Below are 18,363 nucleotides of genomic sequence, written 5' to 3' on the forward strand. Positions count from 1 at the left end.
AAATGCGGCCTGGCTGAGAAGGGATGACGGGATGCACGGCTCATAGGCCGGAATTTGCCTCCCCATAGAGGCATTCGGCAAAATATGCGCGGTTCATTTTTGACAAGGTGTAATTAGTTTTACGCGAACGCGATAAATTCCGGTGCAAACGGCTCTGCGCGCTACTCCCAGCCGCCGCCCAGGGCGAGGAAAATGGCGATCTGATCGTCGACCAGTCCGGCCTGTGCATTGGCGTAATTCGCTTCTGCCTCCGCCAGCGAGCGCTGCGAATCGAGCAAGGTCAGGAAATCGCTGCGTCCGAAGCGGAACAGCTTGCCGGCCTGTTGTGCCGAAAGTGCGGCACTTTCACGCGCCCGGCCCAAAGCCGCAGTCGTGTCGCGATCGCGTGCATAAACCTCGAGCGCGGTTTCGGTCTCGCGCAGAGCGGACAGCACGGTCGAATCGAAGCCCGCGATATCGGCTTCCACTTGCGCGTTGGCCTGGTCGATCGCGGCGCGCACCACCGGGCGATTGGGAAACGACCAGCTGATCAATGGACCGAGGCTGAATCCGAATGAGGTCGGGCCGCCGATATCCTTGAGCGGGCCGGAAACCCCAAGCGAACCGCCAAGGCTGACCTGCGGATAGAGGTCTGCCGTTGCCACACCGATGCGCGCCGTATCGGCGGCCATGGTGCGTTCGGCCTGGCGAATATCGGGACGCCGCCGGATCAACGCCGCGCCATCTCCCACCGGCATTGCCTTCGCGAGCGCGGGAAGTGTGTCGCACTGCTCGACTTCGCTCGGGTATTCGCTGGGCGGGCGTCCCAGCAATGTGGCAAGCAGATAAAGCGCGCTGCGGCGCTGCGCCATGAAACCCGGCAATTTCGCTTCGCTGGCATCGACTTGCGCCTGCGCCCGGCTGACATCGAAGGCCGTGCCGCGACCGCCCTTTTCCAGCCGACGGGTGGCATCGAGGGTCTGGCGCTGCAGGGCGACGATGCGCTTCGTCGCCGCGAGACGGAAATTCGCGCCGCAAACGTCTGCGTAGGCCTTGGCCGTCGTGGCCGCGACGCTGACGCGCACGGCATCGCGGGCTGCGGCCACCGCATCGCGGTCGGCCTCACTGGCCTCGATGGCACGGGCAATCTTGCCGCGCAGGTCGAGCGGCAGGGCGAGCGCAATGCCCGCATCGTAATCGACCACGCCGGGGAGCGAGTAGCCGGTCGAAGATGGCCGCGCGAGACTGGCGCCGCCGGAGATCCGGGTGCTGAGAGTGCGGTTGGCGGCGGTTCCGCGAATGACGGCTTCGGCCCGCTTCAGGTTGGCATCGGCAGCGCGCAAGTCGGCATTGGCGGTCAGGGCTTGCTCGACCAGGCCATCTAGAACCGGGTCGTCATAGAGGCGCCACCAGCGTTCGGGCAGCGACTGCTGGGAAAAGGCGGCGTCGCTCGCCGAAACGAAAGCGCCATTGGCACTGTCGCTCGTCGCGACCGAATTGGACGGCGGCGCGTAATCGGGACCGGCCGTGGCGCAACCGGCAAGCAGCAGCGCAGCAGCGATGGGCAGGCACTTGCGCATCACTTGCCGTCCTTGTCTGCCGGCTGGATCGTGACGGTAGCAGTACGCCCGACGATGAGCCGCAGGTCCTTGGGCACATCGGTGAGGCGCACGCGCACCGGAATGCGCTGGGCCAGCCTGACCCAGGTGAACGTCGCCTCGACGCTGGGCAGGAGATTGCCCGAGTTGCTGCGGGCGGTATCGTTGATGCCGGCGGCAATGCTTTCGACCACGCCCTCGATCTTGCGATCCTCACCCATGAGCACCACCGTCACCGGGGCGCCAACGCGGATGTAGGGCAACTTGGTTTCCTCGAAGTAGCCCTCCACGCGGATGCTGTCGCTGTCGATCAGGGCCATGGCCTGGTTGCCCGCCGCCACGAAGTCTCCCGGATGCAGGTCGAGATTGGTCACGGTGCCGTTGACCGAAGCCTTCACTTCAGTGCGCGCAAGGTTGAGCTTCGCGGCCGCCAGCGCGCTCTGCGCTTCGGCCAGAGCCGCCTGCGCGGTTTCAACCGTCGCGAGGTTCTGTTCGTGGGTCTCGGTCGCCACGAGATCGCCGAGGGCAGTATCGCGCCGGGCCACGCGCCGGGCCTGATCGAGCGTCGCCCGGGCACTTGCCACGTTGGCCTGCGTCTGTGCGGCCGCCAGCGAGTAACGCGGCCGGTCGAGCACGAACAGGAGGTCGCCCTTGTGCACCTTCTGGTTGTCCTGCACCGCCACCGACGTCACGAGACCACTGATGTCGGGCGTCACGCGCACGACGTCGGCGCGCACGCGACCGTCACGGGTCCAGGGACTGGTTTCGTAGTGCCGCCACAGCCAGATCGCAACGAACGTCGCGATCACAACGATGACGATGGTGGCAAGGCTGGGGGCTATGCGCGAGAAGAAACGCTTCATTGGGGGAAACCGATCAGGGGGGCTGTCATGGCCAGAAGGCCAAGGACGAGAATGAACAGGCAGACGTCTACCAACGCACGGTAGGCGACGAAACGATAGAAACCGAAATCGTTGGCGAGCCGGACGACCACCGCCGTCAGGATGGCCGCGATGATCGCGAGAACGAGCAGCGTGGGTACGAACACGCCGAAGATGGAAAGCTCTCCCCTCATGCGGGCATCTCCTTCATGGGCTCTGCTTCCGGGAAAAGATTGCGCCGCAGGCTGATGAGGGCAAGGGCGCCGGAGCGCACGAACCGGGGGTTCTCATCGCCCAGAACCTCCTTCAGGGCGCGGTCGATATCCGCCAGCAAGGCCGGAGCGGCTGGTTTCTCGCGTTCAGGCTCAAGCTTGCGGTAATATTCGCCGACATCGCGCAGGACCTTGGTCACCGGGGCCGACTTCTCCGCAGTCATGGCAAGGCGCAGGTCACGAAGCTCGCCGATCGCCACGCCCGTGCGCAAGTCTCGCAGGGCATCGTAGAGCGGCGAGCCGGGCGACTTTCCGCTCATGGCGAGGCGCGGGGCAAGTAGCGCGATGCGGTCCAGCATGCGGTTGATCCAGCCCTGAAAGTCCGCAGGAGCCATGAGATTGCTGCGCTCGGCGATATCTTTCCAGCCTGCGCGAATGGTCCGACGGATTGCTGCCTCGAGACCCGAAGACTGCAGCAGCCGGATCATCGTAATGGCAAAGACGATCCCCACGAGTTGGGCGAGCGCCCCGTCCACGTAGCTGCCGAAGCGGCTGACATACGTGGGAGCGATCAGCAACGGACTGCCCAGGCCCAGCAACATCGGCAAGGCAAATCCGCCGTACCGCGGGAATGACATCAAGGCTCCCAGCAAGAGCAATGCCGGAGCCAAGGCCGCAGCGAATTCGGGGAAGCCATGCAAGGCAGGCAGGATCGCGTAGCCATAGATGGCGCCAATGACGATGGCGATCAGGGTGCCCAGGAAGAAGGCGCGCAAGGGAGCCAGCGGATCGGGCGCGGCGGAAAAGAGAGCGGAAAAGACGCCTGCAAGCATGACTCCCGCGTAGGCCTCGGTCCACCCGCTGCCGATCCAGAGCGCCGATCCTACGGCAATCGTGATGAATGCGCCTATCGCGCCCCTCGCCGCACCGCCGACATCGTAATGCAGTTCCCGCCCGCGCCTCCCTTCAAGAAGCTCGGCAGCGCGCGCGGAGACAGGCCTTCGGTCCAGCGAGGAAAGTTGTTCGGACAGGTCGCGGCAATCGCGGTGCGCCCGGATCAGGGTCGAAAGGCGCGAAACGAGACTGAGAAGCATGAGATCGTGCCAGCTCGAATCCGTCGAAACCACCGGCTCAAGCTCTGTGCAGCGCGCCTGCAACTGGCGGGCCTGTTCCTCGCGCCCCGCAGCCTCCAATCGATCGAGGTTTCGCAACCAGTCGCGCGCATCGTCCAGCAGGCTGCGCACATCGCCGGGAATTGCGGCTTCGACATCGAGTTGTTCGATGCGGTCGGTCACCGCCGCACCAAGCGGCATGATGAGAGAGAGCTGGTCCTGCAGGGCGCGCACGGTCCGGATCCGCGGCGCGACCCGTGCAGTCTCGAACGGCAGGTGGATCGAGAGCTGATGCAACTCGGTAATGTCCAGCGCCAGTCTTCGCCTCTCGGCGTCGACGCTCGGGTCGGGATTGGGCTGTAGGGAGTCCGAAGACCAGCGCTCTGCATCGAGCAGGATCGTTGAGACCCTGCGCAACAGGAAGGAAGAAATCGACTGCGGCAGAACAAGGCCATGAACGAGGCTACCGCAGAGGATGCCGACAGTGATTTCCTGCAGTCGCAGGCTCGCCGTCTCGAAGATGGCACCGGGCGTGTCGACGCTCGGCAGGACGATCAGGACTGCGGTGTAGCCTGCCAACACGAAGGCGTAAGCGCGTGGCGTACGATCAAGCAGCGAAACGAACACGCAAAGCGCAAGCCACAGGCCGATCGCGCCGACCAGAAGAACCGGCGAATTGACGAGGCCGGGCACCATGATCACGCTGGCCGCCGCGCCGACGAAAGTCCCGATGACACGGAACAGCGCCTTCGACAGCACCGCCCCCGCGAGCGGCTGGGCGACGATATAGGACGTGAGAAAAGCCCAGTACGGCCGCTCCAACCCGATCTGAATGGAGAAATAGACCGCCATCATCGCCGCGATGTAAGCCTTGAGCGAGAACACCGCAGAGTCGATTCCGAAGCGTTTCATCATCGACGGCCGGCCGCCTCTGCCATGCGGTCGGACAGGCGTCCAAGGACGTCGACGACCATCGCGAGTTCCTTGTCACTCAGGTCCGCCAGCAGCTCACCACGTACGGCCACGAGACGATTGTCGATGCGGTTGCCAAGATCAACGCCCTTTGCGGTCAGCCGTACGTGCTTCGCACGCCGATCCTGCTCGTCGGCCCGTCTCTCGAGAAGGCCGGATTCCTCGAGGCGATCGAGCGTGCGGACCAGCGACGGCTCGGTGATGCCGATGCTTCGCGCCAGGTCGCCCTGCCTGACATCGCCGCCCATGCGAAGGAGATGGACAAGTGCCCAGCCTGCCGAGTTGGAGATGTCGAGGGACGCGAGGGCGGCATCGCCAAGCTGCTGCCAGGCGCGTGCCACCGGCCCCATCCGGGTCGCCAGGGTTCGTTGCAGACGCTCACGTTCGTTCATGACTAATAATTAGCACGCTAACGAAAAAGCTCAAGCGGGCCGGCGCCGTCAATATCGCAAGCCAGCTTTCCCAAAACGCAATCGCGTTTATACGGGTTTGAATCTCAGGGGCAATCCAGCTGCGACCATGACAACTTCGTCCGCCACCCTGGCAATGGCCTGATTGAGTAAGCCCGCTTCGTCCCGGAATTGCCGGGCCAGTGCGTTATCCGGTACGATGCCGAGCCCGACTTCGTTTCCGATCAGGGCAATGGGCACCTGGCAAGCCGCGATGGCATCGATCAGACCCATCCGTCCCTGCCCGACGCAATGCTCGCCCAGCATCAGATTTGTCAGCCAAAGCGTAAGGCAATCGACCAGCAGGGCATCGCAGCGACTTGCCATCCGTGCAATCGCATCGGACAGTTCGAGAGGCGCCTCGCAGGTCTCCCAGCGCTCGCCGCGTCGCGCGCGATGCAGGTCGATACGCGCGGTCATCTCGTCATCGTGGGCCTGCGCCGTGGCGATATACCCGAGCCGCCCCGGCAGTGCTTCCAATCGCTCCTCGGCGTAACGGCTCTTGCCCGAGCGCGCGCCTCCGATCACCAGAAGGCGCTTCATCGCCACGAGTTCCGGGCCAGTTCGAGCAATCCGGGAATATCGACATGCGCTTCCAGCACTTCTGCAATCTCGTCGAGCGCCGTGTCCACCACATGCGACTGATCGAACGCAGTGCCCTGTGCCCCAATCCTGCCCAAAAGCGCCTTGCGCAGACCGGGAGTGCCAAGGAAACCGTGGCAATAAGTGCCAAGCACGAGGCCATCGGCGCTGATGGCGCCGTCGCTGCGCCCGTCATCGAATTGCGCGAAGGGACGGCCGCATCCCGGCCCATCGGTCACGCCCATGTGCATTTCATAGCCGCGGAGCGCCTCATCGAGAGCTGTGCCGCTGACGGCTTCAAGGCTTTTGACGACACCGATCTCGGTATCGACTTCGAGTAGGCCGAGCCCGGTGACCTGCGAGGGCGCTCCCTCGATCCCGCGCGGATCGGCGAGAGTGCGCCCAAGCATCTGGTAGCCCCCGCAGATACCCAAGACCATGCCGCCCCGGCGCCGGTGCGCCAGAATATCGATGTCCCAGCCTTGCTCGCGCAGAAAGGCCAGGTCGGCGATGGTCGCTTTCGAACCGGGTAGAACCACGAGAGATGCCTGCGCCGGGATCGGCGTGCCCGGCGGGATCATGGCAAGGTCGATTTCCGGCTCGCCGCGCAAGGGATCGAGGTCGTCGAAATTGGCGATGCGCGGCAAGATCGGACACGCGACCAGCTTGCGCCCGGGCCTTGCCCCCTGCCCGCGCTCGAGCACGACGGCATCCTCACTGGGCAGGCGCGCCGCCGCCGACAACCATGGCACGAGCCCATAGCCGCGCCAGCCGCTCCGCTCGGCAATGGCGTCGTAGCCATCCGTAAAAAGCGCGGGATCGCCGCGGAACTTGTTGATCAGGAACCCGCGGATCATCGCCGCGTCCTCTGGATCCATGACATTGCGGGTGCCCACGACCGCGGCAATCACGCCTCCCCGGTCGATATCGCCGACCAGTACCACCGGCACCCCGGCAGCCCGTGCGAAGCCCATGTTGGCTATGTCACCCGAACGCAGGTTGATCTCGGCCGGAGACCCCGCGCCTTCGACGACCACCAGGTCGCACTGCGCTTCGAGACGCCGATAGCTCTCCAGCACATCGGGCAGGAGATTGCGGCGGCCTTCACGAAAGTTCCCCGAGCCGAGTGTCCCACGCACCTTTCCATGGACGATAAGCTGGGACGTGCGGTCAGCCTGCGGTTTGAGCAGCACCGGGTTCATGTCGACGTGCAGTGGCGCACGCGCGGCGATGGCCTGCAGCGCCTGCGCCCGGCCGATCTCCCCGCCTTCGGGCGTGACCGCCGCGTTGTTCGACATGTTCTGGGGCTTGAACGGCAGGACCCGCAAGCCCCGATTCGCCAGCGCCCGGCACAGTCCCGCCACGAGAACGGACTTGCCAACGTCCGATCCGGTTCCCTGCAGCATCAAACCAGCCATGCGGCCCCCAAGACGATAGCTCCCAAAAGGGCGCAGGCGCGCCTGTAGATCTTCAAAGCGCCGGCGAGCGTCGCCGCGTCAGCTTCGTCCCCCTGCCCTATCCAGGGCTTGTCCGCCAGCACGCCGTCATAGGCGATCGGCCCGGCCAACCGCACGGACAGCGCTCCGGCCATGGCCGCTTCGGGCCAACCGGCATTCGGGGAGGCGTGGCGGGCATGATCGCGCCAAAGCGTGCCCCATCCCGTCATGGCGACAGCGCAAAGCAAGACTGCGGATAGGCGCGCCGGCAGGATATTCGCCAGATCGTCGCTGCGCGCAGCCGCCCAGCCGAAGTGCGTATAGGGCATCTCTCTATGGCCGATCGTGCTGTCGGCCGTGTTGAGCGCCTTGTAGGCCCAGACCCCCGGCAGTCCGAGAACGAGCAGCCAGAACAGCGGCGCGACAACGCCATCGCAGAAGCTCTCCGACAGGCTTTCGATGGCGGCACGCGCGACGCCAGTCTCATCGAGAGCTGCGGTGTCGCGACCGACGATCCGGCCGACAGCCTCGCGCGCGCTCTGGAGGTCACCCTCCTGGAGGGCGCGCAAGATCGGACGAACGTGATCATCCAGACTGCGTGCAGCCATGGCCGGCCATGCGAGCAGGCACAGGATCGGCCAGGCCCACGCTCCCGCGACCTGGCGCACCGCCTGTTCGATCAGCCATGCGCCGCCGCCTGCGAAGGCGAGCAGAACGCAGACCGTGACAATTCCGCCAAGCCGCCGGCGACTGTCGCTATCCTGCGAACGATTGAACCGACGGTCGCACGCACCGATCAGCCGCGCGAACAGGCCGACGGGATGGCCGAGGCGGCGATGCAGGCACGCGGGCCATCCGAGCACGGATTCGATGGCCATGGCGCAGAATGCGACAGGTTCAGCCATGCGGCAGGACCCGGTCAAGGCGACGCAAGTCCCGCAAGGATGCCGGAACGCCGATCCGCAACCAGTCGGGATGCCGTTCGAATGGACGCACCAGTATGCGGTTCTGAGCCAGATGGCGAAAAAGGGTTTCTGCGCTGCGAGTCTCGACGAGCCGGAACAGCGGGCAGGCTCCTCCCGGCTTCAGGCCATGTCCGGTCAGGACGGTGTCGAGCGCCCGGGCCCTGTCGAAGAGCGCGAGGCGCGTACCCGCGATCCAGGCTGCATCGCCATACGCTGCCGCACCTATGGCCAGTCCGGCAGCATGGACCGGCCAGTCCCCGATAGCCTCGCGCAGGGCGGCGATCAGGTCGCTCGGCCCCAGCACGAACCCAAGCCGCAGCCCGGCAAGGCCGAAAAACTTCCCGAAGGAACGCAGGACGATCAGTTGTCGACCATCCTGAACTTGCGGGGCAACGCTCTCGGCGGGGTCGCAGTCGGCATAGGCCTCGTCGACAACGAGCCAACTCCCTTTGGCGGTCAGCCGATCCGACCAGACGAGGATGTCTTGCCCTTGCCGCAGGCGGCCATCGGGATTGTTCGGGTTGGCAAAGATCAGGGCGGTGGGCTGTTCCGGGACTTCCGCGAAGTTCGCAGGAGGACCGGCAAAGGCCTCCTCGTGGCTGCCATAAGCCGGTTGCAGTGAGCATCCGGGCAAATCGAGCAGGCGGGCGACAAGGCGGATCGCCAGTTCGCTCCCGCCGATTGCGCAGCAATGGACGGGAGCGACGCCGAAGTGCGCTGCAGCCCTTGCCTCAAGCTCGCTCAGGGCATCGGGCTCGGGCAGTCGGCTCCAGTCTGTCGCCGGAAGGGATGCTGCAGGCCATGGCTCGGGATTGATGCCGGTGGACAGGTCAAGCCAGTCCTGCGGTCGGCCGCCGTAACGCCGGCAGGCCTCGTGGAGCCGCCCTCCGTGACGTACGGTTTGCAAGGCGCTCATGTGAGGACCAGTGCTGCAAGGAGGGCGGTCTCGCACAGCTCTATCCCCGCACCATGACCGTCGCCCGATATTCCGCCCAGCCTGCGGCGAAGCCACAGGGACCAGAGCGGGATTGCAGGGACCAGTAAGGCAAAGGCAGGCTCCCGCACGACGACAGGCAGCGCGGCGATGCCCCAGAGCACGAAATCCCGAAAGCGCACCCCGGCGCCCAGACGGCTGCCCAATCCTTCATGAAGCGGCGGCAACATCCTTGCCCAGAACAGGGGGCCGATGCGCGCAAGGCCCGGCAAGATGCAGAGCAGCGGCAAATCGGCGAGGCTAACATGCTGCAGCAGGACGAACTTGGCGAGCAACTGCAGCACGACGACGACGACGCCGAAGCTGCCGACATGCGGATCGGCCAGAACCTCGGAAAGCCGTGCTGGATTGCCATGCGCAGCACCGGTCGCATCGGCCACGTCGGCCAGTCCGTCGAGGTGCAGCGCGCCGGTCACCGCCACCCATGCCCCCAACGCTAGCAGCGCCGCCAGCCATGCGCCTTGGAACGATCCCAGCCACCAGGCGCCCGAAACGATGGCGCCCACAACCAGTCCCACCATCGGGAAATAACGCAGGAGCGCGGCGAAGTCCGCATCGTCTGCTTTCACGTTCGGCAGGGGCACGCGCGTGGTAAACTGCATGGCGAGAATGAAGCGGCGGATCATGGCGCGTCCGTCTCTAGCGCTATGATCTGCCCCGCACTCTTGCCCCCTGGCCATACCCGCAGGCTGATGAGCGCGCAGTAAGGCAGGTCGAACGCCCAAACACCGCGATGATCGAGCCCGGTGAGATATGATACTGCAGCGCGGATCGAGCCGCCATGCGCAACGACGAGGCAATCCTCACGAATATGCGCCAGTGCCTCGCCCACGCGCCGGACAAGGACCGACCACATCTCGCCTCCCGGCGGAGGGAAGGCATCCGGGGCGTCCCAGAACCGGGCAAGCGCGTCATTGGGTAACTGCTGCGGCGCCATGCCATCCCACGCACCGAAATCGAGTTCACGCCAGCGCGGATCGATATGTGCTGCGAGGCCGCACTGCCCGGCTATCTCCCTTGCGGGAAGCAGCGCTCGGGCAAGATCGGAACACCTGATCTGCTTGAAGGCAAGTGCACCTGCGCGTTCCACGCAGGCGGCTACGCCGGAGGCCAGCGGCGGCTCGTCGAGATGGCCGAGCATCAGGCCGGGCCGCTGCGGAGCGCCGTGCCGCATGAGGTGCAGCACGAAATCCGTCATGCAACGCCCGCCACCTTGGCCTCGGCGAATGTCGCCATGCCGTTGTGCGCCGCAATGGCCGAGCGCACGAGCTGCGTCGCCACCGCTGCGCCGGTCCCTTCGCCCAGCCGCATTCCGAGTTGCAGCAGGGGGGCAAGGCCAAGCCAGTCGAGCAACCGCGCATGGGCCGCTTCCATGGAACAGTGGGCGGCAAGGCAGTGCGCGGCGAACCGCGGCTGATCGACCACCAGCGGCGCTATGGAAGCGCAGACGATGTAGCCGTCGAGCAGCACCGGAATGCGCTTTATCCGTGCGGCAAGGATGGCCCCTGCCATCGCGGCAATCTCGCGCCCGCCAAGCCGACGAAGGGTTTCGAAAGCGTCAGTGCAGTGGGCGCCATGAAGTGCCAATGCCTGCGCGACGACGGACTGCTTGTGGGCGATCCCGTCCATGTCGAGACCCGTTCCGGCACCGACCCACTCGGCAGCCGTGCCGTTGCAGACCTGCGCACATAGCGCGGCGGCAGGCGTTGTATTGCCGATCCCCATTTCGCCGACGAAAAGCAGGTCCAGCCCCTCTTCGACGACCGATGCGCCCGCGTTGAGTGCCGCGAGGCAATCCTCCTCGCTCATGGCAGGCTCTTCGACGAAGTCCGCCGTAGGACGTTCCAGCTCGATCGGCACGATGACCAGTTCCGCTCCGCAGGCATCGGCCAGGGCATTGATGGCGGCACCGCCAGCCGCGAAGTTGGCAACCATCTGCGCCGTCACTTCGGGCGGATAGGCGCTGACCCCGCGCGCGGCGACACCGTGGTTCCCGGCGAAGACCGCGGCCCGGATGCGCTCCAGTACCGGCCGCTCCCTGCCCTGCCACGAGGCCATGAAGATCGCGATGTCCTCCAGTCGACCGAGCGAGCCCAGCGGCTTGGTCAGGTCCTCCTGGCGCAGCTGTGCAGCGGCCTGCGCAACCTTGTTGGCTTCGGGCAGATCGGCGAGCGCCGCAGAAAAGGCTTCGCGGCTTTCGAACCCGATCATGTGCACAGGTAGCCTTCGGGCGGGGTGCGCGTGATGAAGTGCCCCTTCACGCCTTGCGGCCAGCTGCGATAGGGCACAACGCCCTCCTCGCTCTCGGCATGCTGCGCAGCATAGCTGAGGATCGCGTGTGCAGCCTCATGATCGGCAGCGAAGTCGCCGAGGACATAGCCAACCTTGCCGGGCGCCCTGATATGCACGGTGCAAAAGCGCTTGCAGGCGAACAGACACGGCATTTCCTGAACGGATACGGCGGCCAAGGCGGGATCCTGAGCCTGCAACTCGCGCATGGCGGAAGCCAGCCGCGCGCCGCCACGCTGGCCGTGCTCGTCCTCACGCTCTGTTTCGGAATGGCGGCAGGTCGAGCAGACCACGACCGAGGCTTCGGCTTCGACGGCACGCAGCATCAGTATACCGTTCCCGAACGCGGACGACAGAAAGACATCAAGAGCATGGCAACGCTCCCTCCTTGCAAACGGCTCCAGTCCCACCGGAAGCCCAACCGGCGAGACGATGACTGTCGTTGCGCGAGGGGTGACCCCGCCATCGCGGGGCCCTCGAACACCCGGTGCGCCCTGCCCGGATGAAGAACGACTGCGTCAGGCAGGTCTCCTGGCTCACGGGTCAACGCCGCTCCGGCCGCCTTCTCAGGACCGCCTTTCGATCCCAATGGCGAAATGGCCGGATGGCTCGCCGCTTACAGTTGCAGGGGCAGCCCGGGACTTACACCCGAGTTCCCTTTTGATCCCCTTGCGGGGAACCTGTCGCAGTCCGGCAAGTATCGCGCAGCCATGCCGTTCGCAAGCGCAATATGCTTGCAGGGCGCCTTGCCCTGACCTATCCGCGAAGGCGTAACGGGTGCCCGCAAGGGCTTAATCGGGAAGTCCGGGCGCCGAATGTTTCTCCGCGCTGACGGCACTGCTCCCGCAACTGTGACCGGTGAGCGCATCGCCACTACGCCATTGAACGGGGCCTTCCCGGTTCGAGAAGGCGGCGACAGGCGCGTCGATCCGGAAAGTCAGGAAACCGGCCCGCTACCGTCGTTCCTTCGCGCGGGCGGGATGAACCGTGCGGACGAGGGCCTCGCTTGCTGCGGGCAATCCCTTGGCGACGACGATCGTGCGTGCGTCGAGGAGGATACGTGAGTGACTGCCAATACCGCCAGACACCTGCGCCGGCCTCCTTCGCCCCGCCACCTGCCACACCCACGAGAGGCCGACCAATCATGACTGACACCGAGAACCTGACCGAAGAAGATCGTCGCCACAAGGAACGCACCCGCAAGCTCAAGACCGTAGTCGATGCCCGCATTGCCGCAGCCAAGATCGACAAGGGGCTGGTGCTGGTGCTCACCGGAAACGGCAAGGGCAAGTCGTCCAGCGCCTTCGGCATGGTTGCCCGCACGCTGGGCTACGGCCGTACGGCTGCGGTGTTCCAGTTCATCAAGAGCAAGGTCGACGTGGGCGAACGCGCCTTCCTTTCCAGCCAGCCGGGTGTCACCTGGGAGAACTGCGGCGAAGGCTTCACCTGGGAGACGCAGAACCGCCAGCGTGATATCGCCGCAGCCCAGGCCGGTTGGGAAAAGGCCAGGGTCGCGCTTGCCGATCCCGCGATCTCGCTCGTTGTGCTCGACGAACTGACATACCTCATCAATTACGGATACCTCACGCTCGAGGAAGTTCTCCCGGCGATCCGGAACCGGCCGGAGATGCAGCATGTGGTCATCACCGGACGCGCGGCCCATGCCGAGTTCATCGAACTGGCCGACACGGTCAGCAAGATCGGCGACGAGAAGCATGCCTTTCGCAACGGCATCAAGGCACAACCGGGCATCGACCTCTGACGCGCGGTTGCCTGCTCGGAACGTCAGGATCCTTGCACCTCGGCCCTATACCTATGGGACGGAACTGATAGGTTCTGTCCCGGCGGTCCCGCGAGTCCCTTGCCGAAGGGGCCATCGCCCTGACGAAATTCGATAGAAGCCACCCCCCGGAGAACCCTATTGCGCCGCCTCCTCCTGTCCGTCGGCATAGCCGCACTGACACTGACGACCGTATCCCAGGCCAGCGTTTCACAGGCCAGCCCTACCCCCGCAACAACCGTCGAGCAGAGCCGGACTGCCAAGGCGCCAGAGCGCGAGCAGTCCGGGTTTGCGAAGCATGCGATGGTCGCAGCGGCCAATCCCCTCGCGGTGAAGGCCGGGGTGGACGTACTGCGCAAGGGCGGCTCGGCGGTCGATGCCGCAGTGGCGATCCAAGCCGTTCTCGGCCTTGTCGAGCCGCAGAGTTCGGGGATCGGCGGCGGTGCCTTCATGGTCTATTACGACGCCAAGAACCGCAAGGCGACGTACTACGACGGACGCGAAACGGCGCCCGCCGGGGCTACCGACCGTCTCTTCCTCGACGATTACGGCAACCGCCTGCCCTTCTTCGATGCCGTACTCGGCGGCATTTCGACAGGCGTGCCAGGGGCCGTCGCCATGCTCGACATGGCCCACCACGATCACGGCAAGCTCGCCTGGGCGGACCTGCTCGAACCGGCGCGCGATCTTGCAGCGGAAGGCTTCATCGTCAGCCCACGTCTTGCCGGGATGATCCGGATGGAACGCGCGCCGCAGTCAACCGCGCCCGATGCCGTCACCTATTTCTCCAAGCCGGACGGCAGCCGCTATGCCGCAGGCGATCGACTGCGCAACCCGGCCTATGCCCGCACGATGGAGCGGATTGCCAAATTCGGGGCCTCGGGCCTGCTGACCGGCCCCATTGCGCATGACATCGTCAAGCGCGTCAGCGAAGGGCCGCGCCCCGGGACAATGACGCTGGCAGACCTTGCCGCCTATCGCCCGCGCACCGGTCCGGCGCTATGCGAACCCTACCGCGTCTATATGGTCTGCACCCCGCAGGCCCCGTCTGGCGGTCCGGGGCTGCTGATGGCGCTGGGCATTCTCGAACACACCGATATCGCCAAGCGCAATGCGGGCGACGAAAAGGCGTGGTTCGAATTCGCGCAGGCCAGCCGCCTCGCCTATGCCGACCGCGATCGCTATGTCGGCGATCCCGCCTTTGTCGAAGTCCCGATCAAGGGGCTGCTCGATCCGGACTACCTGGCCGCGCGCGCGAAACTGATCGGCGAGCGGGCAGGCTCCGTCAGCTTCGGCCATCCCGAAGGTGCCCCTGCTTTCGGCCCGGACGCTACGGCGGAACCGGGCGGAACCAGCCACTTCATTGTCGTCGATGCCCAAGGCAACGTCGTCTCGATGACCACCACCGTGGAGAGCATCTTCGGTTCGGGGCGGATGGTCGACGGGTTCTTCCTCAACAACCAGCTTACCGACTTCTCGTTCTCGCCCACGGACGGCGACGGAGCGCCTGCGGCAAATGCCCCGGCACCCGGCAAGCGACCGCGATCGAGCATGGCACCGGCTATCGTCCTGACGAAGGATGGCCGCTTCCATGCTGCTGCCGGATCGCCGGGCGGGACGTCGATCCAGGCATACAATCTCAAGGCTCTTGTAGCGATGCTGGACTGGAACATGTCGCCGCAGGACGCGGTCGCACTGCCCAACCTGGTCGCCAAGGGCGACGCGTTCCGCGCCGATCCGTTCCCCGAACCGATCATGACCGGTCTTGCCGCACGCGGTATGCCACTGTCGACTTCCCGCAGCGAGGAGTCCGGGATCCAGGCCATCGTGGTCAGGAACGGTGGTTATGAAGGCGGTGCCGATCCACGCCGGGAAGGCATGGCGCGGGGGTTCTGAAACCGGTCTTCATACCTCCGAATTCCCGCGTGCCAGTTCGGTACGCCGCGTCAATTTGAGTTAACAAACTGGCCGTTTTCCCTTAGTTTACGGCAACGGGGGGAAGTACCATGATCCAGGACGGCCGGAGCAAGATCAATATCCGCCCAGCTATGCTAGGGGCGGCCCTGGCCATTGTATGGTCAGCGCCTGCATGGGCTGGCGAGGACGCCGTCAGTCGCATGGCCGTTGTCGACACGAACAGCGCAGGAGGTTGCATGACCGCCGGTGCCATCGTCAGCGACCGTGCCGCCTGCGTCACGTCGCCGCGCCCCGCCTCGGCTACAGCTGCGCAGGTGACGCCTGCGCGCATCACCGTGGGACGCGCCGTGGACCTCAGCGGGCAGGAACCGGTTCACTACCTTTCGTCCGCAGCCTCGCTCGATCAGAGCCGATCGGTCCTGATTTCGTCCAGCGGGCGTTTTCGGGATACGGTGCGCCTGCTTACGCCGCCGCCCGGGACCGGATCGGGCGATGCCCCCAAAGGCATGCCGTTGCGCGCCAGCAGGCTTTCGAGCCGCTTCGGCCTGCGCATGCACCCGCTTCTCAACCAGGTGCGCATGCATACCGGCGTCGACCTCGCTGCTGCGATGGGAGAACCCGTCCACGCGACTTCAGGTGGCGTCATCATGGCGGCCGGCTGGCAGGGTGGATATGGGCTGGCGGTGCGCATCAATCACGGCAAGGGCATCGAAACCCGCTATGCGCACCTCTCGCGCCTGAACGTCAGCGCGGGCCAGACCATCAAGCCCGGTGACGTCATCGGTTTCGTCGGCTCGACCGGGCGGTCCACCGGGCCCCATCTTCACTACGAAGTTCGCAAGGACGGGCTTGCGATCGACCCATCCTCCAGCCTGCACAAATAGGATCAGGCTTTCCTCAGATCGTCGAAGCGGCCGTGATCAACGTGCCCGCAGCAATCGCGATGCCGTAAGGAAGCTTGTCGAAGTTGTCGTCCGAACCGCGTCCGCTGATTGGCTTGCGCATGATCCGGCGCACGGTGAACCAGACGAGGAACAGGACAAGTCCTGCAATCGAAACCGACAGGAGCAGGCGCGATGCCTGCGACCAGGCGAACCAACCGGCGCATCCGGCATAGAACTTGGCATCTCCGCCGCCGATCATGCCGAAGCGAAACAGCACCATGCCAACCACCAGCGCAACCGCGAGGTGCAGGGCATGGCTACCCAGGCCGCCCAGCCCTGCATCGTAAGCCGCAAGTGCAAGGCCAGCCACTGCCGTCAGCAGGCACAGCCAGTTGGGAATGCGCCGCTGTACCGTGTCGGACCAGCTCGCATAGAAACAGGCGGGAACCAGCACCACCAGTTCCGCCCAGAAAGTAACGTTCATCTAATCGGCTACCCTGCGACTGTTAGCGCGAAGTCGGAAAATCGATCCGCACGAGCGGCTTGAACCCGGCAAGGTCGGCCTTCGCCGTCTTCGGCGGCTCGGCGTCCGAGGCCGTGTCTGCAGAATCTGCCTTTTCGGCATCAGCCTTGTCATGCTTGCGCCCTTCGTCGGAAAACTCGATGCGCACGGCCGGCCGGAACGTGTCGAGCTTGCCGCCGCGAACGCCGACAACCGGCAGGGAACCGCGCCCCGGCTTGCTGTCGGGCTGGACCGACCGGATCATCACTTCGCCACGCGAAATGCGCTGGAGCCTCGTTCCGCTCGCCGCGCGTGCCGATTGGTTTGAAGGTTCTGCAACGGCAGCAACTTCAGGCACGGCTGCCTGCGCCTGGATATCGTGCGCCCCCGTGAGCGTGCGCGCCGCAACTTGCGCTGCAAAGTCCGCCTCGTGCCTTTCGGCCAAGAGGTTCGAGCGCATCAGGCGTGCCATGTTGGCCTGATACATCGCATTCTTCGGATCGACCGCAAGCGCTTCGGAAAAGAAGCGATGCGCCTGTTCGAACTGGCCGAGCCGCACATAGGCGACGCCCATGCCGTTGGCAGCAGGGCCAATCTCGTCTCCGGCTGCGAGCGCCTTCTGGAACTCCTCGATCGCCTGCCCGGTCCGCCCCGCAGCCAGATGCGCCCGCCCCTCGGCCACCGCTGCGACAGCACTGTCGGCATCCGCGGTACGCACCTGGACTTCCGGCTTGGCATCGTGGCGCAGGCCAAAGAATTCGAGCGCCCGCCCGCACCCGCTCAGCGACATCGCCATCAGTACGACGCAAGCGATGCGCGTTCCCGTCTTGCTTGACATGTCAGCCCCCTGTCATTGTTGGAAGGAGAATTCGCACGACCCGGATGGCCGCCGGCAGCATCAGCGTGCCGATCATCGTCGGCAGCATGCAGGCCACCAGCGGAATTGAGATGAGAACCGGAATGCGATGTGCCTTTTCCTCGGCACGCATCCGGCGCTTTTCGCGCATTTCCGAGGCATAGACGCGGAGGGTCGTCGCAATGCTCGTACCCAGCTTGTCGGACTGGATCAGCAGCGTTGCAAAGGACGCAATTTCATCGATCCGCGCCATCGCGGCCATGTTGCGCAGCGCGGACTCGCGCGTGGCGCCGGCACGCAGTTGCAGCGTCGTGGTCACAAGCAAACGTGAAACCAGCGGATGCGAGCTCACCATTTCGCGCCCGACGCGGTCGAACGCGGCCTCAAGCCCCAACCCCGCCTCAACGCAGACCAGCATCAGGTCCAGCGCATCGGGAAAGCCGTTCAGCACTTCCCGCCGGCGCGATGCCGCGCGTGCGCGGACGTAGATATTGGGAACATAGAGCCCCATGACGGCACAAAACGTGCCAATGAAATAGAGCTTCATGTAGCTGACGTCACTGCCCGAGAGCAGCAAGGCTCCGATCAGCGCGGTCGGCAGGACAATCACCAGCACCAGTCGCACCAGCGTATAGACGCGCGCCGCAGCGGGAGATTCGAAGCCTGCCGCCTGCATCTGCTCGGTCAAGGCATCGGACTTGGTATCGCTGAGATTGAGCCCTGCCTTCTCGATCCGCATCACGAGGCGCGACCAGGCATCCTCGCTGGAACGGCGCAAGCTGGAAGCCGATTGCGAACTCACGCTTTCCCGCCCGATCACTTCGAGCTTCGTGCGAACCCGGGAGCGCTTCGATGTGGCGAGCATGACGGCCAGCGTCACACCGACCACGAGCGCGAAGATCAGCAGCAACAGGAAGTTGCGGATCAGGGCGTTGTTGGCGACGAATTCGACCAT

At 65.2% G+C, this 18,363-nt stretch carries 19 protein-coding genes and 2 riboswitches; of the genes, 3 read left to right on the forward strand and 16 right to left on the reverse strand.

Annotated features, from left to right (window positions below; all coding sequences use genetic code 11):
- Positions 1-161: 161 nt before the first annotated feature.
- From B5483_RS04170 to B5483_RS04230, 13 genes are all read right to left on the reverse strand, one after another.
- Complete coding sequence (locus tag B5483_RS04170; protein WP_054947842.1) at positions 162-1,559, reverse strand: efflux transporter outer membrane subunit; 1,398 nt, start codon at positions 1,557-1,559, stop codon at positions 162-164.
- Entirely contained in the window at positions 1,559-2,440 is an 882-nt protein-coding gene (locus tag B5483_RS04175; RefSeq protein ID WP_079729540.1) for an efflux RND transporter periplasmic adaptor subunit, read from the reverse strand. Before B5483_RS04175 ends, B5483_RS04170 begins: the two co-directional genes overlap by 1 nt.
- Positions 2,437-2,652, reverse strand: a complete 216-nt coding sequence (locus B5483_RS04180; RefSeq protein WP_054947844.1) for a DUF1656 domain-containing protein — start codon at positions 2,650-2,652, stop codon at positions 2,437-2,439. The genes B5483_RS04175 and B5483_RS04180 overlap by 4 nt, the downstream gene beginning before the upstream one ends.
- A complete protein-coding gene (locus tag B5483_RS04185) occupies positions 2,649-4,697 on the reverse strand; it encodes an FUSC family protein (RefSeq protein ID WP_079729541.1) in 2,049 nt (682 codons plus the stop codon). Before B5483_RS04185 ends, B5483_RS04180 begins: the two co-directional genes overlap by 4 nt.
- Positions 4,694-5,146 carry a MarR family transcriptional regulator gene (locus tag B5483_RS04190; RefSeq protein WP_079729542.1) on the reverse strand — a complete coding sequence of 151 codons (453 nt, stop codon included), beginning with the start codon at positions 5,144-5,146 and terminating at the stop codon, positions 4,694-4,696. Before B5483_RS04190 ends, B5483_RS04185 begins: the two co-directional genes overlap by 4 nt.
- Before the next feature lie 87 nt (positions 5,147-5,233).
- Complete coding sequence (gene cobU / locus B5483_RS04195; protein WP_079729543.1) at positions 5,234-5,746, reverse strand: bifunctional adenosylcobinamide kinase/adenosylcobinamide-phosphate guanylyltransferase; 513 nt, start codon at positions 5,744-5,746, stop codon at positions 5,234-5,236.
- Positions 5,743-7,203 carry a cobyric acid synthase gene (locus B5483_RS04200; protein ID WP_079729544.1) on the reverse strand — a complete coding sequence of 487 codons (1,461 nt, stop codon included), beginning with the start codon at positions 7,201-7,203 and terminating at the stop codon, positions 5,743-5,745. Before B5483_RS04200 ends, cobU begins: the two co-directional genes overlap by 4 nt.
- Positions 7,191-8,126 carry an adenosylcobinamide-phosphate synthase CbiB gene (gene cbiB / locus B5483_RS04205; RefSeq protein ID WP_079729545.1) on the reverse strand — a complete coding sequence of 312 codons (936 nt, stop codon included), beginning with the start codon at positions 8,124-8,126 and terminating at the stop codon, positions 7,191-7,193. The genes B5483_RS04200 and cbiB overlap by 13 nt, the downstream gene beginning before the upstream one ends.
- Positions 8,119-9,102 (reverse strand): threonine-phosphate decarboxylase, encoded by a 984-nt coding sequence (locus B5483_RS04210; protein ID WP_079729546.1) that lies wholly within the window; start codon positions 9,100-9,102, stop codon positions 8,119-8,121. Before B5483_RS04210 ends, cbiB begins: the two co-directional genes overlap by 8 nt.
- On the reverse strand, positions 9,099-9,803 hold the full coding sequence (cobS, locus tag B5483_RS04215) for an adenosylcobinamide-GDP ribazoletransferase (RefSeq protein WP_054947872.1): 705 nt from the start codon (positions 9,801-9,803) through the stop codon (positions 9,099-9,101). Before cobS ends, B5483_RS04210 begins: the two co-directional genes overlap by 4 nt.
- A complete protein-coding gene (locus B5483_RS04220) occupies positions 9,803-10,378 on the reverse strand; it encodes a histidine phosphatase family protein (RefSeq protein WP_079729547.1) in 576 nt (191 codons plus the stop codon). The genes cobS and B5483_RS04220 overlap by 1 nt, the downstream gene beginning before the upstream one ends.
- On the reverse strand, positions 10,375-11,391 hold the full coding sequence (cobT, locus tag B5483_RS04225; RefSeq protein WP_079729548.1) for a nicotinate-nucleotide--dimethylbenzimidazole phosphoribosyltransferase: 1,017 nt from the start codon (positions 11,389-11,391) through the stop codon (positions 10,375-10,377). The genes B5483_RS04220 and cobT overlap by 4 nt, the downstream gene beginning before the upstream one ends.
- Positions 11,388-11,795 (reverse strand): DUF1636 domain-containing protein, encoded by a 408-nt coding sequence (locus B5483_RS04230; protein WP_079729549.1) that lies wholly within the window; start codon positions 11,793-11,795, stop codon positions 11,388-11,390. The genes cobT and B5483_RS04230 overlap by 4 nt, the downstream gene beginning before the upstream one ends.
- A gap of 178 nt (positions 11,796-11,973) precedes the next feature.
- A riboswitch (cobalamin riboswitch) is annotated at positions 11,974-12,168 on the reverse strand.
- Between the two features lie 59 nt (positions 12,169-12,227).
- Positions 12,228-12,437: riboswitch (cobalamin riboswitch) on the forward strand.
- Between the two features lie 176 nt (positions 12,438-12,613).
- Between B5483_RS04230 and cobO the strand changes: the two genes are divergently transcribed.
- The 3 genes from cobO (at position 12,614) to B5483_RS23415 (ending at position 16,050) form a co-directional block, all read left to right on the forward strand.
- Positions 12,614-13,231 (forward strand): cob(I)yrinic acid a,c-diamide adenosyltransferase, encoded by a 618-nt coding sequence (gene cobO / locus B5483_RS04235; protein WP_176167943.1) that lies wholly within the window; start codon positions 12,614-12,616, stop codon positions 13,229-13,231.
- A 159-nt stretch (positions 13,232-13,390) separates the two neighbouring features.
- A complete protein-coding gene (gene ggt / locus B5483_RS04240) occupies positions 13,391-15,145 on the forward strand; it encodes a gamma-glutamyltransferase (protein ID WP_079729550.1) in 1,755 nt (584 codons plus the stop codon).
- 257 nt (positions 15,146-15,402) lie between these two features.
- Complete coding sequence (locus tag B5483_RS23415) at positions 15,403-16,050, forward strand: M23 family metallopeptidase (protein WP_231634781.1); 648 nt, start codon at positions 15,403-15,405, stop codon at positions 16,048-16,050.
- 13 nt (positions 16,051-16,063) lie between these two features.
- On the opposite strand, the gene B5483_RS04250 is transcribed toward B5483_RS23415, so the two are convergent.
- From B5483_RS04250 to B5483_RS04260, 3 genes are read right to left on the reverse strand one after another with little or no spacing between them, the layout of a single operon-like run.
- A complete protein-coding gene (locus B5483_RS04250; protein WP_079729551.1) occupies positions 16,064-16,534 on the reverse strand; it encodes an A24 family peptidase in 471 nt (156 codons plus the stop codon).
- A gap of 22 nt (positions 16,535-16,556) precedes the next feature.
- Positions 16,557-17,390, reverse strand: coding sequence for a tetratricopeptide repeat protein (locus B5483_RS04255; RefSeq protein ID WP_079729552.1), 834 nt, complete (start codon positions 17,388-17,390; stop codon positions 16,557-16,559).
- Position 17,391: 1 nt separating this feature from the next.
- Complete coding sequence (locus tag B5483_RS04260) at positions 17,392-18,363, reverse strand: type II secretion system F family protein (RefSeq protein ID WP_079729553.1); 972 nt, start codon at positions 18,361-18,363, stop codon at positions 17,392-17,394.

It is taken from the genome of Novosphingobium mathurense, assembly GCF_900168325.1.
GTDB lineage: Bacteria > Pseudomonadota > Alphaproteobacteria > Sphingomonadales > Sphingomonadaceae > Novosphingobium > Novosphingobium mathurense.

Bases quoted from the DNA above. Each gene is read 5' to 3' on its own strand.
- B5483_RS04170 (WP_054947842.1), bottom strand. From the start codon at position 1,559: ATGCGCAAGTGCCTGCCCATCGCTGCTGCGCTGCTGCTTGCCGGTTGC.
- B5483_RS04175 (WP_079729540.1), bottom strand. From the start codon at position 2,440: ATGAAGCGTTTCTTCTCGCGCATAGCCCCCAGCCTTGCCACCATCGTC.
- B5483_RS04180 (WP_054947844.1), bottom strand. From the start codon at position 2,652: ATGAGGGGAGAGCTTTCCATCTTCGGCGTGTTCGTACCCACGCTGCTC.
- B5483_RS04185 (WP_079729541.1), bottom strand. From the start codon at position 4,697: ATGATGAAACGCTTCGGAATCGACTCTGCGGTGTTCTCGCTCAAGGCT.
- B5483_RS04190 (WP_079729542.1), bottom strand. From the start codon at position 5,146: ATGAACGAACGTGAGCGTCTGCAACGAACCCTGGCGACCCGGATGGGG.
- cobU (WP_079729543.1), bottom strand. From the start codon at position 5,746: ATGAAGCGCCTTCTGGTGATCGGAGGCGCGCGCTCGGGCAAGAGCCGT.
- B5483_RS04200 (WP_079729544.1), bottom strand. From the start codon at position 7,203: ATGGCTGGTTTGATGCTGCAGGGAACCGGATCGGACGTTGGCAAGTCC.
- cbiB (WP_079729545.1), bottom strand. From the start codon at position 8,126: ATGGCTGAACCTGTCGCATTCTGCGCCATGGCCATCGAATCCGTGCTC.
- B5483_RS04210 (WP_079729546.1), bottom strand. From the start codon at position 9,102: ATGAGCGCCTTGCAAACCGTACGTCACGGAGGGCGGCTCCACGAGGCC.
- B5483_RS04220 (WP_079729547.1), bottom strand. From the start codon at position 10,378: ATGACGGATTTCGTGCTGCACCTCATGCGGCACGGCGCTCCGCAGCGG.
- cobT (WP_079729548.1), bottom strand. From the start codon at position 11,391: ATGATCGGGTTCGAAAGCCGCGAAGCCTTTTCTGCGGCGCTCGCCGAT.
- B5483_RS04230 (WP_079729549.1), bottom strand. From the start codon at position 11,795: ATGCTGCGTGCCGTCGAAGCCGAAGCCTCGGTCGTGGTCTGCTCGACC.
- cobO (WP_176167943.1), top strand. From the start codon at position 12,614: ATGACTGACACCGAGAACCTGACCGAAGAAGATCGTCGCCACAAGGAA.
- B5483_RS23415 (WP_231634781.1), top strand. From the start codon at position 15,403: ATGACCGCCGGTGCCATCGTCAGCGACCGTGCCGCCTGCGTCACGTCG.
- B5483_RS04250 (WP_079729551.1), bottom strand. From the start codon at position 16,534: ATGAACGTTACTTTCTGGGCGGAACTGGTGGTGCTGGTTCCCGCCTGT.
- B5483_RS04255 (WP_079729552.1), bottom strand. From the start codon at position 17,390: ATGTCAAGCAAGACGGGAACGCGCATCGCTTGCGTCGTACTGATGGCG.
- B5483_RS04260 (WP_079729553.1), bottom strand. From the start codon at position 18,363: ATGGTCGAATTCGTCGCCAACAACGCCCTGATCCGCAACTTCCTGTTG.